Raw genomic sequence first — 13,903 nt, forward strand, 5'->3', positions numbered from 1 at the left:
CCGGGACGGGCTGGGGCCTGCGCGCGTGCGGATGCCGGTCCTGCCGGCGGACTGCTCTGCGGAGCGCCTCCGCGATGGCTCCCTGGGGCACCCCGGGGACGACTCCGCCGAGCACCCCCGCGACGGCTCCGCGGGGCACCCCCGGGACCGCTCCGTTGAGCACCCCCGCACGGTCGTGGAGTTCCTCGTCGCCGTGACGGGCGACGAGGACGGGGTATGGCGCCGCGTCCGGGCGGGGGAGGTCGTGCTGGGCGACGGCACCCGGGTCGGGCCGGGCACGCCCTACCGGCCCGGTGGCACGGCATACCTCTACCGGGACCTGCCCGAGGAGGTCGTCGTGCCCGGGGAGCTGACGGTCCTGCTGCGCGACGACCGCACCGGGCTGCTCGCCGTGGACAAGCCCCCCTTCCTGGCGACGATGCCGCGCGGCTCGCACGTGGCCCAGACGGCGGTGGTGCTGCTGCGTCGCCGCCTCGGCCTGCCGGAGCTCTCACCGGTGCACCGCCTGGACCGGCTGACGAGCGGGGTCCTGCTGCTGACGACCCGTCGGGACGTCCGCAGCGCCTACCAACGCATGGTGCAGGGAGGTGGGCTCGCCAAGACCTACGTGGCGCTGGCACCGCTGGCGGAGCACCTCGAGCTGCCGACCGTCGTGCGCAACCGGCTCGTCAAGCGCCGCGGTGAGCTCCAGGCGCAGGTCGAGCCGGGCGAGCCCAACGCCGAGACCCTCGTGGAGCTCGACGGGGTGCACGGACCCGGCACCGGCCGCTACCGGCTCACGCCGAGGACCGGCCGGACCCACCAGCTGCGCGTCCACCTCGCCGGGCTGGGCGTCCCGATCCTGGGCGACCCGCTCTACCCATCGGTCCGGGACGTGCCCGCGGACGACTTCTCCTCCCCCCTGCAGCTGCTGGCCCGGGAGGTGCGGTTCACCGACCCTGTGAGCGGGGCCGCGCGGTGCGTCACCTCCGCACGGGAGCTGCCGCTGCGGCCCGCCTGAGCTCCTAGCGGGCCGACCGGGAGGCTCGGCGCCCGCCCAGCATCCCCAGCACCGGTGACCCGGCACCCAGCAGGAAGCCGAAGTCGTACCAGTTGCCCGCCCGCTCCGGGTCGTAGACGGGGAACCGGTCCCAGGCCCCGAAGACGTGCGCGATCAGCACCACCCACGCGGTGATGCCGTTCCAGATGCCCCACAGCAGGTCCTGCCACCACATCGCCGTCGCCTCCCTGGATCTCGGCCGGGCACCCGGTCCCACGCCTAGAGTGGCACACGTGAGCGCTGCCGAGGCCTGGAGGCTGTGCGAGACCTGCGGGGTGGAGAACGACCTCGACGAGCAGACCTGCGCGATCTGCGCCGACGAGCGGCAGTACGTCCCCGCCGGCGGTCAGCGCTGGACCACCCTCGCGCGGCGTGCCGCCGAGGGGTTCCGCGTCGAGATCACCGAGGTGGAGCGCGACTGCTACGCCCTGCACGCCGTGCCGCGGGCTGACGTCGGGCAGAGCGCGACGCTGGTGCGCACCCCGCACGGCAACCTGCTGTGGGAGGTGCCCGGCTACGTCGACGAGGCCGCCGTCCGGGCGGTCGCGACCTCGGCGGGGTGGCGGCGGTGATGGCCAGCCACCCGCACATGTACGGCTGCCAGCTGGAGTGGGCCCGCGCCTTCGGCGCGACCGTCCACGTGGCCGAGGCCGACCGGGACTGGGTGCGGCGGTGGGGCGACCACGGTGAGATCGTCACGTGGTCCGAGCCGTTCGACGTGCTCCCGGGCATCCGGGTGCTCCAGCCCGGGGGCCACTTCCCCGGCAGCAGCGTCGCCGTGTGGGCGGCGGGCGCGGAGGGCCGGGGGGTCCTGCTCTCCGGCGACACCTGCAAGGCGGTCCCGGACGCCGGGTGGGTGAGCTTCATGCGGTCCTTCCCCAACCTCCTTCCCCTGTCCGCCGCGGTCGTCACCCGGGTGGCGGACACCCTCGCGGGGCTTTCGTTCGACCGGCTCTACGACAACTTCGGGATGCAGGTGCCCGCGGACGCCAGGAGCGTGGTGGACCGGTCGGCGCAGCGGTATGCCGCGTGGGTCCGAGGCGACCACGACGACCTGACCTGATCGCCGGTGCCGTCGGCGGGATGGGCCTGGAGAACATCGTCCTGCAGGCCGCAGGCCGGGCTCACTCCTTGAGCCGGACCATGCCCTCCTGGGCGACGGTCGCCAGCAGCGTGCCGTCGGCGGCATACATGTGCCCGAGCCCCAGCCCGCGGCCGGACTGCGCCGAGGGGGAGGACTGGGTGTAGAGCATCCACCCGTCCACCCGGGCCGGGCGGTGGAACCACATCGCGTGGTCCAGGCTCGCCGGCCGCAGCCGCGGGTCTCCCCAGCCGACGCCGTGCCGGCGCAGCACGGGCTCGAGCAGGACGTAGTCCGAGGCGTAGGCCAGCACGGCCGCGTGCAGCAGCGGGTCGTCGGAGAGCTGGCGCTCCACCCGCATCCAGACAGACTGCTCACCGGGGCCGGGCTCGGCCGGGCCGAGCAGCAGCGGCTCCACGTGACGCAGGTCCAGCGCGCGGGTGCGGGCGTTGTGCCGGGCCACCGGGGTGGTCGATCCGTCCCAGGATGTCCCGGTCCGAGCGCAACCCCTCGGGCCCGGGGACCTCCGGCATCGGCAGGTGGTGCTCCATGCCCCCGGCCGGCTCCTGGAAGGAGGCCGTCAGGGACAGCAGGATCCGTCCCTCCTGCAGGGCGTGCACGCGGCGGGCGGAGAAGCTGCGTCCGTCGCGCATGCGCTCCACGACGAACTGGATGGGACGCCGGTCGTCGCCGGGGCGCAGGAAGTAGGCGTGCAGGCTGTGGATGTGCCGCTCCTGCGCGGTGGCGTCCGTCCCGTCCTGGGCCGTGCCGACGGTGCGCCCCGCCGCGATCACGGCCTGCGCGAGCACCTGGCCGCCGAAGACGCGTCCGTGCGCCTGGCGCTGGCTCTGCCCCAGGAAGATGTCCCCCTCGGAGGCGCCCAGGTCCACGGCCAGCCCCTCGGATGCCGCGGCCCGGATGGTCGTCGAGCCCTCCCAGGTCAGGTCCAGGACGTCGAGCAGGGCGTCGATCGGGTCGTGCAGGGGTGCGTCGGTCACGGGCAGGAGCCTAACGGTCGCCGGGCCCGGCGGACCCGCGCCACGGGGTCGCCCGGGCCGCTCACCCCACGACGAGCACGTCCAGGTTGCGCGGGCCGTGCACGCCCTCGACCCGGTCCAGCTCGATGTCGCTCGTCGCGCTCGGCCCGCTGATCCAGGTCATCGCCCGGGTGGGGTCGAGCCGGTCGAGCGAGGCGGGCACGTCGTGGACGACCTGGTCGACGTGCACCACGCACACGTGGTGGTCGGGCACCAGCGACAGCGCCCGACGGCCCTGGTCGTCGGTGTGGTCCAGGATGATCGTGCCGGTCGTGGCGATCCCGACCCGGCAGGCCGTGATCACCGCGCCGACCGCGTCGAGCTGGTCGGCCGAGAGCTGCTCGTCCGGAAGGAGCTCGACGCCGTCGTCGGCGAGCCCGGCGACCCACGAGGCGTCCAGCCCCGAGGGCACCACGACCGAGCGCGAGCCCCGCGCGCGCAGACGCTCGGCGATCGTGCCGGCGACCTCCTCGGGGGTGCAGCGGACCACCTCCGCGCGGTAGTCCGCGACGTTCTCCACGAACAGCTCGACGGTGGCCTCCGGGCTCTCACCCACCTCCTGGATGAGCGGGACCTCGCCACGGTGCCCCACGGGGGTGCCCACGTCCGCGGTCGCGTGCCGCAGCCTGGACAGGATCTCCTCTCGCGCGGTGCTCATGCCGTCCTCCCGTCGTCGCTGCTCCGTCGGCCGTCGTCGGCCCCTCCGTCGTCCCCGTGCGTGCGGGCCCACCACTGCCGGAAGGTCTCCTTCGGCGGCGTCGGCACGTCGCGGGCCTGGGACCAGGCACCCAGCCCGGGCACGGTGCGGATGGTGCGGCCCCCGACGAGCCGGCCGCCCAGGGTGGCGGCCCGCTGGGCCGCCTCGAGCCGTCGGTGGTCGCCGAAGGTCCAGGCGGCGGCCTTCATGCCCAGCGCCTCGACCGACCGGCCGGAGGCCTCGTCGACCACCTGGGTGCGCAGGTGGACCAGCAGCGCGGGGATGTCGATCCGCACCGGGCAGGCCTCGAAGCAGGCGCCGCACAGGCTGGAGGCGAACGGCAGCGACTTGTCGACGGTGGACCCCGTCCCGCGCAGCTGCGGGTTGAGCACCGCGCCGATCGGGCCGGGGTAGACAGAGCCGTAGGCGTGCCCGCCGGCCCGTTCGTAGACGGGGCAGACGTTCAGGCAGGCCGAGCAGCGGATGCAGCGCAGCGCGTCGCGGCCCACCGGGTCCGACAGCACGTGGCTGCGGCCGTTGTCCACGAGCACCACGTGCACGTCCTGGGGCCCGTCGCCCTCGTGCACCCCCGTCCACATCGAGGTGTAGGGGTTCATCCGCTCCCCGGTGCTGGAGCGCGGCAGCAGCTGCATCATCGTGCCCAGGTCGGCGAAGGTCGGCAGCACCTTCTCCACGCCCACGACCGAGATGAGGGTCTCCGGGAGGTGAGGCACATGCGGCCGTTGCCCTCGGACTCCACGACGACGAGGGTGCCGGTGTCGGCGATGGCGAAGTTGGCGCCGGAGACGGCCACCTTCGCGCGCAGGAACTTCTCGCGCAGGTGCAGCCGGGCCGCCTCGGCCAGCCTGGCCGGCTCGTCGCTGAGGTCGTCCGGGGCGGGGCGCCCCACCGACCCCATCTCGCGCAGGAAGATCTCACGGATCTCGGCTCGGTTGCGGTGGATGGCCGGCACGAGGATGTGGCTGGGCCGGTCGTGGCCCAGCTGCACGATGAGCTCGGCCAGGTCGGTCTCCCAGGCGCTGATGCCGGCGGCCTCGAGGGCCTCGTTCAGCTCGATCTCCTGGGTGGCCATCGACTTGACCTTGACGACCTCGTCGGTGCCGCGCTCCTTGACGAGGTCGACGACGATGCGGTTGGCCTCCTCGGCGTCCCGCGCCCAGTGCACGGTGGCGCCGCGGGCCTGCAGGTTGCCCTCCAGCTGCTCCAGGTAGTGCGGCAGGTGGTGCAGCGCCTCGTCCTTGGCCGCGGCCCCGGCCACGCGCAGCTCCTCCCACGCCTCGACCTCCCCGACCACCGCGGCACGCTTGCCGCGGATGGTGGCGGTCGCGTGGGCGAGGTTGCGCCGCTGCTGGGTGTTGGCCAGCGCGCTGCGGGCCGCCGTCTGGAAGGAGGGCATCCCCAGGAAGGTCTCGGACGTCTTCTGCAGAGGGCCGGAGCCGTCGGGGTATGCCGTGGGGCCGTCCCCGACGTCGCCCGTCGGGACCGGGCCGTGCTCGGCGTGGTCGGTGCTCATGCCGGGTCCTCCTCGGTCGAGGCCAGGATCTGGGCCAGGTGCAGGGTGCGCACCCCGGAGCGCTGACGCTGCAGGATGCCGCCGATGTGGGACAGGCAGGAGTTGTCCCCGGCCACGACGACCTCGGCCCCGGTCTCCCGGACGTGCCGGGCCTTGTCCGACCCCATCGCGATCGAGGTGTCGGCGTTCTTTACCGCGAACGTGCCGCCGAAGCCGCAGCACTCGGTGGCCGCCGGCAGGTCGACCAGGTCGATCCCGCGCACCTCGCGCAGCAGCCGCAGGGGCCGTTCGCCCACGTGCAGCATCCGCAGCGAGTGGCAGGTGGGGTGGTAGGTCACCCGGTGGGGGAAGTAGGCCCCGACGTCGGTGCGCCCCAGCACGTCCACGACGAACTCGGACAGCTCCAGCACCCGCGGCGCCAGCGTCCCGACGGCCGTGGCCAGACCGGTGTCGCCGGCGCGGCGGGCCAGCATCTCGTGCTGGTCGCGGACCGACCCGACGCACGAGCCGGAGGGGGCGACCACGTGGTCGTACCGCTCGAAGACGTCCACGAACTTGCGCACGAGCGGGACCGCCTCGTCGGCGTACCCGGTGTTGGTGAACATCTGCCCGCAGCAGGTCTGCTCGCGCGGGAAGACCACCGTGCAGCCCAGGCGCTCCAGCAGCGTGACGGTGGCCCGAGGGGCCTCGGGCCACATGGTGTCGTTGAAGCAGGTGGCGAAGATCGCCACGGTGGGGCCCTGGCTCGTCATCGAGTCTCCCAAGAATGGTCCGACCATTGGATGGGACCGAGGCTATGGCTAGACTCCCGGGTCGTCAAGGCTTCGCGCCCAGGGAGGTGACGGTGGACGGTCAGGCAGGGGTCCCGGATCCTCCCGTCGCGCCCCGTGCCTACGAGACGGTCGTCGCCTGGGTCGAGGAGCGCATCCTCGACGGACGCCTCCACGTCGGGGACCAGGTGCCCGCGGAGCGCGAGCTGTCGGCCCGGCTGGGGGTGAGCCGCAGCGTCGTGCGGGAGGCCGTGCGCAGCCTGGAGGCGCAGGGGGTGCTGACGCCGTCGGTGGGCGCCGGTCGCGCCGGCGGCACCCGGGTCAGCGCGCTGCCCTCCGGCGCGTTGACCCGGCTGCTGCGGCTGCACGTGGCGCTGGCGCACTTCCCGCTGGACGAGGTCGTCGAGGTCCGGACGGCCCTGGAGCGGCTCAGCGCCCGCCTGGCGGCCACCCACGCCACGGCCGGGGACCTGGAGCGCCTGCGCACCCACCTGGAGGAGATGCGCACCGCCACCGACCGGGAGGGGTTCAACGACGGCGACACCGCCTTCCACGTCGCGCTCGCCCGCGCCGCGGGCAACGGGCTGGCGGCCGACACGACCGAGGCCATCCGCGAGGCGCTGCGCCGACCCCTCATGGAGCTGTTCAGCCGGCTGGAGGAGAGGCCCTACGTCGACCTGGTCGCAGACCTCATGCGCGAGCACGAGGCCATCTACGACGCGGTCGCCTCCGGCGACCCGGCCGCGGCCGAGGAGCTGGTCGAGGCGCACGTGCGGACCGCGTGGCGCCGGTTGCAGGGGCCGGCGGCCACAATGGCCCCATGAGTCCCGGATCCGAGCCCGCCTCCACCGTCCCCCTGCCCGAAGTCCCGCCGGCGGCCCGGGTCTACCCCGTCCCCGTCCGGTGGTCGGACATGGACGCCTACGGTCACATCAACAACGTGCAGTACCTCCGCCTCTTCGAGGAGGCCCGGGTGCTGGCGTTCAAGGACTGGTTCGGGGCCGACCGCGACCTCATCGACGAGGGGATGCTGGTCGTCACCCAGGCCATCGACCACCTGCTGCCGATGGGCTACGCCTACGCGCCGGCCCGGGTCGCGGTCTGGTGCAGCGACGTGGGCGCCGCCTCCTTCGAGCTGGGGTATGCCGTGGGTGGCCCCGACGGGGACGACACCGTCTACGCGCGGGGCCGGGTCACGCTGGTCGCCTACGACCTGGCGGGGCAGCGTCCCCGTCGGCTCGGCGAACCGGAGCGGGCCGCGCTCGCGCAGGTCGCCGGGGACGCCCCGGTCCTGCGCGGCGACCGCCGGCGGGGGCGGCGCGCGTGAGCGCCTCCGGAGGAGAGAGCGCCGTCCTGCGCTTCGCCGACGGCGAGACCGTCGCCGACCTGGCCACCTACGCCGGGCGGGCGCTGACCCTGGACGGAGGGCGCGGTGCGGCTGCAGCCCGGGGGGACGTGCTCGCCGCCTGGGTCTGCGTGCTCCCCGGACAGGGGCTGACCCGGGCGGGCACGGTCCTGGGTCTGCGCACGATGCCGCTGGCCGACGGGCACGACCTGGACGTGGCGGTGCCGCTGCGCGGGCTCACCGACCGCTTCGCCCGCCGCTCGGCCACCGGTGACGCCGGGACCGAGCTCACCGTCCCGCCGACGACCGTGTCCCCGCCGTGGACCGCACTGACCCCGCCGCGGGCGGGCTGGGAGCCGGTGGGCCGCATCCCGGTCGCCGACCTGCTGGTCGCCGCGCGGGCCGGGGTGGCCGAGGTGGCCCGGGGCACGCCCGAGGGAGCCGGCTCCGCCGCGGTGGCCGCCCTGAGGGCGCGGGTGTGGAGCCGTGAGCTGACCTCCGGCGTGCCTGCCGGTGCGGGGCTGGCCGTCCTGTCGCTGGGCTTCGCCCGGGACCGCGACGACGAGGCGACCGTGCACCGCAGCGGACCGTGGACCCGCGTCAGCGTGCCGGCCGGGCACGTCCTCTGCCGCTGAGAGCGGCGGTGGCCGGTCGACCCGGTGACCGTCATCCCTGCCCGGGGGACGGCGCAGGGGACGGGCCTGGTGCGGCCGCCGCGGACGGGGGGTCCGGTGCAGCCGACGGGGACGGGCCCGGTGCGGCCGCCGCGGGCGGGCCGCCCGACCGTCCGGGCTCGGGGTGGAGGGCGACGAACAGGGACCACGGCCGGGCGGCGGGGTCCCGCGGGCGGTCGTGGAACTCCTGGAGCAGCCCGTGCAGGCGGGCGCGGAACTCCTCCAGCTCCTCCGGCGGCAGCCGCAGGCCCAGCCGGGTGAGGTCGTGCTCGTCCTCCGGCACGGCCCGGACCTCGGCCAGGAAGGTCTCCAGGAGCGGGGAGGTGCCGACGGGGGTGCGCACGTGCCAGGAGCGGCCCGTCGCGCGGTAGGGGATCTCGCGCGCCCCGCGCCGCCCCCGGCGGACGGGGAGCGCCTCGAGGAAGCCGGTGTCGACCAGGGTGCGGACGTGGTGCAGCGCCGTCGCCGGGTTCAGGTCGAGGGCCTCGGCGATCTCCCGGTTGGACAGCGGCTCGTCCAGCGTGATCCGCAGGATCCGCAGCCGGACCGTGGACGCCAGCGCCCGCGCCTCCGCCTCGGTGGCGTCGCGGCGCGCGGCGGTCCGCCCCGGCCCGGCAGGGTCGGGTGCACGGTCCGCGGAGGAGGAGGGCGACGCCATACCGGCAGTGTCGCACGAGTGATTGACAAACCTCAATCACTGGCGCACCATCGTCCGGTGAGCACCTCCGCGGGCGTCCCGCAGCGCAGCCTGTGGCACCACCACGACTTCCGCCAGCTGTGGATGGGGGACACCGTCTCGGTGTTCGGCGCCCAGTTCGTCGGCTTCGCGATGCCTCTCATGGCGGTCCAGCTCCTGGGCGCGGACGCCTTCCAGATGGGGCTGCTCGCGGCCCTGGAGTCGCTGGCCTTCCTGCTCATCAGCCTGCCCGCCGGCGCCTGGGTGGACCGGTGGCGCAAGAAGGTCGTCCTCGTGCTGGGCGACCTGCTGCGGGCCGCGCTGCTGCTCACCCTGCCGGTCGCCTGGCTGGCCGGCGTGCTCACGATGGAGCAGCTGTACGTGGTGGCCTTCGCCGTGGGCTGCACCACCGTCTTCTTCGACGTGGCCAACCAGTCCTACCTGCCCGAGATCGTCGGGGGCGAGCAGATCGCCGAGGGCAACGGCAAGCTGCAGGCCAGCCAGCAGACCGCCGGCGTCGTCGGGCCGGCCGCGGCCGCCGCCCTCGTCCGGCTCGTCGGCTCCCCGCTGACGATCGCCGTCACCGCGGTGTGCATGGCGCTCTCCTCGCTCTTCGTCAGCCGCATCCGCCACCGGGAGGAGAGCGCCGACCCGGCCGCCCGGCGTCCGCTCGTCACCGAGGTGCGGGAGGGGATGGCCTTCGTCCTGGCCCACCCGCTGCTGCGCCGCATCGTGGCCTGCACAGGGCTGTCCAACCTCGCCTCTTCGGCCGTCTTCGGGCTCTTCGTCCTCTACGCGGTCCGCACCCTCGGACTGGCCGAGACCACCCTGGGGCTGGTGCTGTCGGTGGGCGCGGTCGGTGGCCTGCTGGGGGCGGTCAGCTCGGGACGCTTCGGCCGGCTCGTGGGGGAGGGCCGCGCGATCCCGGTGGCCGCGGTGGTCAGCGGCCTGGCCATGCTCACCACCCCCCTGGCCAGCGTCCTGCCCGCCGTGCCCACCCTCCTCGTCGGCGGCTTCCTCGTCTCATGGGCGGTCGTGGTCTACAACATCGCCCAGGTCAGCTTCCGGCAGCGGCTGTGCCCGCGGCCCCTGCTGGGGCGGATGAACGCCTCCATCCGCTTCCTCGTCTGGGGGCCGATGCCGGTCGGTGCCCTCCTCGGCGGGCTCCTGGGACGTGAGCTCGGCGTGGTGCCCACCCTCTGGATCTTCTCCGGCCTCGCCGTCCTGGCCGCCCTGCCGGTGCTGCTCTCCCCGCTCCTGGGCATGCGCACCCTCCCGCGCGAGCTCGACGCCCTCGCCGACGACGCCGCGCCGACCCTGCGCCCCTGACCCACGCCATACCCTCGGGTCATGGACACCGCCCTGCTCACCAACGTGCTGCTCGTGCTGCTCTTCGTGCTCATCGGCGGGGTGTTCGCGGCCACCGAGATGGCGATCGTGTCCCTGCGCCCCTCCCAGGTCGACGACATCGAGCGCTCGGGGGAGCGCGGTCGGCGCACCGCCCTGCTGGTGCGCGACCCCAACACCTTCCTCTCGGCCGTCCAGGTGGGCGTCACCGTGGCCGGGTTCTTCTCCTCGGCGTTCGGCGGCGCCACCATCTCACCGACGGTGTCGGTCCAGCTGCAGCGGCTGGGGCTGGCCGAGGCGCTCGCGGATCCCCTGTCCCTGGTCCTCATGACGCTGGTCATCGCCTACCTGTCGCTGGTGCTCGGCGAGCTGGTCCCCAAGCGGCTGGCGATGCAGCGCTCGGCGGGGTTCACCCGCGTGCTCGCCCCTCCGCTCGGCGTCTTCGCCACCCTCCTGCGGCCGGTGATCTGGCTGCTGTCGGTCTCGACCAACCTCGTGGTGCGGCTGCTCGGCGGGAACCCGGAGGCGACCAACGAGCAGATGTCCATCGAGGAGCTGCGCCGCGTGGTCGAGGACAACCGGGACCTGCGGCCCTACAGCCGGCAGATCCTGCGGGACGTCTTCCGGGCCGGTGAGCGCACGCTGGGGGACGTGCTGCGGCCGCGTCCCGACGTGGAGTTCCTGCGCGCCGACCGGTCGGTCGAGCAGGTGGAGGACCTGGTCCGGCTCTCCAGCCACAGCCGGTTCCCGGTGACGGGGGAGTCGGCCGACGACGTGCTCGGCTTCGTGCACATCCGCGACCTGCTCACCATCGACGACGACCGGCGCGCGGGGGTGCAGGTGGGCGACCTCGTCCGGGAGATCACCGCGCTGCCGGTCAGCAAGCCGGTGCTGGCCAGCCTGCACCTGCTGCAGGAGACCCAGCAGCACCTGGCGCTGGTCGTGGACGAGCACGGCGGGACCGAGGGGATCGTCACGGTCGAGGACCTCGTCGAGGAGCTGGTCGGGGAGATCTACGACGAGTACGACACCGAGCCCGACCCCGAGGACTCCCTCGTGCGCGCGGACGGGACCGTCCGAGTCTCCGGGGGGCTCATCGTCGAGGAGCTGGAGACCGCGCTCCACGTGCAGCTGCCGCGGGGCGGCTACGAGACCGTCGCCGGCCTCGTCCTGGCCCTGCTGGGCCGGGTGGCCGAGGTGGGGGACGAGGTCGGCACGGGCCCGCTCCTGCTGCGGGTGACGCGGATGGAGGGTATGCGGATCCGCGAGGTGGAGGTGGAGCGCACCTCCGGGGAGGAGGACGGGGGCGGACCCGGCGGGGCCGCCGCCGGGTCGGGGGACCGCTGACCGGCTCGGGAACGGGCCCGCCTCAGGCCAGCCAGACCGTCGTGTCCTGGGGGAGCCGGCCGTCCTCGAGCCGACCGCTGGCGACCAGGACCTCCAGGTCCGCCGGCAGCTCCAACAGGTCCTCACCGAGGTTGGCCACGACGGTGACCGGCCGGCCGTCCTCCCGCGCGTTGCGGAAGGCCAGCACGTCCGGTCCCCAGCCGGACTCCCAGTGCAGCCCGCCGACGCCGAGGTCGTGCTGGCGACGCAGCCGCAGGAGCGTGCGGTACAGCTCCAGCGTGGACGAGGAGACCCCCTCCTGCCGGTCCACGGCCAGCGGCCCGTAGAGGAGCGGCTGGGGGAGCCAGCTGCGCGAACCCGGGCCGAAGCCGTAGGAGGGCTCCTCGGCCACCCACGGCAGCGGGACCCGGCAACCGTCCCGGCCCAGCTCGACGCCCGCCGTGCGGTGGAAGGCAGGGTCCTGACGGAGCCGGTCCGGCAGCGCGGTGTGGTCGGGCAGGCCCAGCTCCTCGCCGTTGTAGACGTAGGCCGACCCGGGCAGGGCCATCATCAGCGTGGTCGCGGCCCGCGCCCGGCGCAGGCCGAGCACCGGGTTGGGCTGCTCGGAGGCGGTCCCGATCCCGTTGGGGCGGGGCGAACCCACCGGCAGACCCATCCTCGAGGCGTGCCGCACGACGTCGTGGTTGGACAGCACCCAGGTCGTCGGGGCACCCACCTCGTCGGCGGCGCGCAACGAGGTGTCCACGACCTCACGGACGTCCTCGGCGCGCCAGGACATCTCCAGGAACTGGAAGTTGAACGCCTGGTGCATCTCGTCGGGCCGCACGTAGCGCATGGTGCGCTCCTGGCTGGGCAACCAGGCCTCGGCGCACAGGATCCGGTCCTGGTCTGGGTCGCCGGAGGGGTTGTACTCCTCCAGCACCCGCCGCCACCCGCGGTAGATCTCGTGGACCTCCTCCTGGTCCCACATCGGGCCCAGCTCCTTGGTCCGGGGGTCGGTGGTGGCCGGCGGCTCCTCATCGAGGTCGCCGAGCATCCCGGTGCGCACGGTCCAGTCCGGCAGGCCCTCGGCCTTGACGAGGGAGTGGGCCACGTCCACCCGGAATCCGTCGACGCCCCGGTCCAGCCAGAAGCGCAGCACGTCGTGGAACTCCTCCACGACCTCGGGGTTGCGCCAGTCCAGGTCGGGCTGCTTGTCGTCGAACAGGTGCAGGTACCACTGCCCGGGCGTCCCGTCCGCCTCCTGCACCCGGGTCCACGCCAGCCCGCCGAAGACGGACTTCCAGTTGTTCGGAGGCTCGGCACCGTCCGGTCCGCCTCCCTCCCGGAAGACGTAGCGGGCCCGCTCCGGCGATCCGGGTCCGGCGACCAGCGCCTCCTGGAACCACACGTGCTCGTCGCTCGTGTGGTTCGGCACGAGGTCGACGATCACCCGCAGGCCGAGCTCGTGCGCCCGTGCCAGCAGCGCGTCGGCGTCGGCCAGGGTCCCGAACAGGGGGTCGACGTCGCGGTAGTCGGCGACGTCGTACCCGGCGTCGGCCATCGGGGAGACGTAGAAGGGGCTGAGCCAGACCGCGTCCACGCCGAGCCCGGCGAGGTGGGGCAGCCGGGAGGTGATGCCGGGCAGGTCGCCCACCCCGTCCCCGTCGGAGTCGGCGAAGCTGCGCGGGTAGACCTGGTAGATCACCGCGTGCCGCCACCAGGGGGCCGAGTGGGGGATGGGCAGGTGCGGGTCCTCCGGGCCGCCCGCCCGGGCCTGCGCGGCGCGGGGGGAGGGCGGCGGGACGGGCAGGTCGTGCGCGGGGACGTGGGGGCCGGAGGAGGAGGGCAGGTCGGCGGTCACGGGCCACCAGCGTAGGTGCTGGAGCAGGGCGCTCCTACTCCTGCGCGCTCCCGGGGGTGCCGGGCTCCTCCTCCTGGAGGGAGTTCACCATCGCCTGCGCGGCGTGGGCCATGTAGCCGCGCATCTGCTGCTCGTCGAGGGGGGAGAGGCGGTCGGTGATCGTGTCGATCGCGGCGTTCATGTGGCGCAGCCAGCGGTCCCGCTGGGCCGGCGTGACGGCGAAGTGCACGTGCCGCATCCGCAGGCGGGGGTGTCCCCGGCGCTCGGAGTAGGTGGTCGGCCCGCCCCAGTACTGCTCGAGGAACATCCGCAGCCGGTCCTCGGCCGGGCCCAGGTCCTCCTCGGGGTAGAGGTCCCGCAGCGGCGGGTCGTGCGCGACGCCACGGTAGAACTCGGCGACGAGACGACGGAAGGTGTCGTGGCCACCGACCCGGTCGTAGAAGGTCTCCTGGGGAACGAGACGGTCGGCGGGGGCGGTCTGGTGCTGCTGGCTCACCCGCCCAGTGTCTCAGG

16 protein-coding genes and 1 pseudogene are annotated in these 13,903 nt (G+C 74.2%); 8 read left to right on the top strand and 9 right to left on the bottom strand.

Annotation, left to right across the window (positions count from 1 at the left end; genetic code table 11):
• Positions 1 to 31: 31 nt before the first annotated feature.
• Positions 32 to 1,000, top strand: coding sequence for a pseudouridine synthase (locus ACQ95T_RS04580; protein ID WP_425940037.1), 969 nt, complete (start codon positions 32 to 34; stop codon positions 998 to 1,000).
• Between the two features lie 4 nt (positions 1,001 to 1,004).
• Here the strand turns inward: ACQ95T_RS04580 and ACQ95T_RS04585 are convergent, their stop codons facing one another.
• Complete coding sequence (locus ACQ95T_RS04585; RefSeq protein ID WP_425939730.1) at positions 1,005 to 1,214, bottom strand: hypothetical protein; 210 nt, start codon at positions 1,212 to 1,214, stop codon at positions 1,005 to 1,007.
• Between the two features lie 58 nt (positions 1,215 to 1,272).
• On the opposite strand from ACQ95T_RS04585, the gene ACQ95T_RS04590 reads away from it, so the two are divergent.
• Together ACQ95T_RS04590 and ACQ95T_RS04595 are read left to right on the top strand one after the other, a co-directional pair.
• Complete coding sequence (locus tag ACQ95T_RS04590) at positions 1,273 to 1,611, top strand: hypothetical protein (protein ID WP_431473581.1); 339 nt, start codon at positions 1,273 to 1,275, stop codon at positions 1,609 to 1,611.
• Positions 1,608 to 2,102, top strand: coding sequence for a hypothetical protein (locus tag ACQ95T_RS04595; RefSeq protein WP_431473582.1), 495 nt, complete (start codon positions 1,608 to 1,610; stop codon positions 2,100 to 2,102). Before ACQ95T_RS04590 ends, ACQ95T_RS04595 begins: the two co-directional genes overlap by 4 nt.
• A 61-nt stretch (positions 2,103 to 2,163) precedes the next feature.
• On the opposite strand, the gene ACQ95T_RS04600 is transcribed toward ACQ95T_RS04595, so the two are convergent.
• The 5 genes and pseudogenes from ACQ95T_RS04600 to ACQ95T_RS04620 all read right to left on the bottom strand — a co-directional run bounded on the left by ACQ95T_RS04600 (position 2,164) and on the right by ACQ95T_RS04620 (position 6,140).
• Positions 2,164 to 2,538, bottom strand: a complete 375-nt coding sequence (locus ACQ95T_RS04600; protein WP_431473583.1) for an acyl-CoA thioesterase — start codon at positions 2,536 to 2,538, stop codon at positions 2,164 to 2,166.
• On the bottom strand, positions 2,495 to 3,118 hold the full coding sequence (locus ACQ95T_RS04605) for an acyl-CoA thioesterase (RefSeq protein WP_431473584.1): 624 nt from the start codon (positions 3,116 to 3,118) through the stop codon (positions 2,495 to 2,497). The genes ACQ95T_RS04600 and ACQ95T_RS04605 overlap by 44 nt, the downstream gene beginning before the upstream one ends.
• A 61-nt stretch (positions 3,119 to 3,179) precedes the next feature.
• Positions 3,180 to 3,815, bottom strand: coding sequence for a LutC/YkgG family protein (locus ACQ95T_RS04610; RefSeq protein ID WP_425939736.1), 636 nt, complete (start codon positions 3,813 to 3,815; stop codon positions 3,180 to 3,182).
• Positions 3,812 to 5,271: pseudogene (locus ACQ95T_RS04615) on the bottom strand (LutB/LldF family L-lactate oxidation iron-sulfur protein). The gene ACQ95T_RS04610 and the pseudogene ACQ95T_RS04615 overlap by 4 nt, the downstream one beginning before the upstream one ends.
• Before the next feature lie 113 nt (positions 5,272 to 5,384).
• Positions 5,385 to 6,140, bottom strand: a complete 756-nt coding sequence (locus ACQ95T_RS04620; protein ID WP_425939738.1) for a (Fe-S)-binding protein — start codon at positions 6,138 to 6,140, stop codon at positions 5,385 to 5,387.
• Between the two features lie 92 nt (positions 6,141 to 6,232).
• Between ACQ95T_RS04620 and ACQ95T_RS04625 the strand changes: the two genes are divergently transcribed.
• Genes ACQ95T_RS04625 through ACQ95T_RS04635 form a run of 3 tightly spaced genes read left to right on the top strand, consistent with a single transcriptional unit; the run spans position 6,233 to position 8,138 of the window.
• Entirely contained in the window at positions 6,233 to 6,982 is a 750-nt protein-coding gene (locus ACQ95T_RS04625) for a FadR/GntR family transcriptional regulator (RefSeq protein WP_425939740.1), read from the top strand.
• Positions 6,979 to 7,485: an acyl-CoA thioesterase gene (locus tag ACQ95T_RS04630; protein WP_425939742.1), complete on the top strand. Its 507-nt coding sequence runs from the start codon at positions 6,979 to 6,981 to the stop codon at positions 7,483 to 7,485. The genes ACQ95T_RS04625 and ACQ95T_RS04630 overlap by 4 nt, the downstream gene beginning before the upstream one ends.
• Positions 7,482 to 8,138: a hypothetical protein gene (locus tag ACQ95T_RS04635; protein ID WP_431473585.1), complete on the top strand. Its 657-nt coding sequence runs from the start codon at positions 7,482 to 7,484 to the stop codon at positions 8,136 to 8,138. Before ACQ95T_RS04630 ends, ACQ95T_RS04635 begins: the two co-directional genes overlap by 4 nt.
• 31 nt (positions 8,139 to 8,169) lie before the next feature.
• On the opposite strand, the gene ACQ95T_RS04640 is transcribed toward ACQ95T_RS04635, so the two are convergent.
• Positions 8,170 to 8,835, bottom strand: a complete 666-nt coding sequence (locus tag ACQ95T_RS04640) for a helix-turn-helix domain-containing protein (protein WP_425939746.1) — start codon at positions 8,833 to 8,835, stop codon at positions 8,170 to 8,172.
• A gap of 57 nt (positions 8,836 to 8,892) precedes the next feature.
• On the opposite strand from ACQ95T_RS04640, the gene ACQ95T_RS04645 reads away from it, so the two are divergent.
• Positions 8,893 to 10,182, top strand: a complete 1,290-nt coding sequence (locus ACQ95T_RS04645; RefSeq protein WP_425939748.1) for an MFS transporter — start codon at positions 8,893 to 8,895, stop codon at positions 10,180 to 10,182.
• Between the two features lie 21 nt (positions 10,183 to 10,203).
• Positions 10,204 to 11,547 carry a hemolysin family protein gene (locus ACQ95T_RS04650; protein ID WP_425939750.1) on the top strand — a complete coding sequence of 448 codons (1,344 nt, stop codon included), beginning with the start codon at positions 10,204 to 10,206 and terminating at the stop codon, positions 11,545 to 11,547.
• 22 nt (positions 11,548 to 11,569) lie between these two features.
• On the opposite strand, the gene ACQ95T_RS04655 is transcribed toward ACQ95T_RS04650, so the two are convergent.
• The gene (locus ACQ95T_RS04655; protein ID WP_425940041.1) at positions 11,570 to 13,273 is read right to left on the bottom strand and encodes a glycoside hydrolase family 13 protein; all 1,704 of its coding nucleotides are present in this window, start codon (positions 13,271 to 13,273) and stop codon (positions 11,570 to 11,572) included.
• 151 nt (positions 13,274 to 13,424) lie between these two features.
• Positions 13,425 to 13,886, bottom strand: coding sequence for a globin (locus ACQ95T_RS04660; protein WP_425939751.1), 462 nt, complete (start codon positions 13,884 to 13,886; stop codon positions 13,425 to 13,427).
• Positions 13,887 to 13,903: the final 17 nt, after the last annotated feature.

This window comes from Ornithinimicrobium carbonis (assembly GCF_050703245.1).
GTDB lineage: Bacteria > Actinomycetota > Actinomycetes > Actinomycetales > Dermatophilaceae > Ornithinicoccus.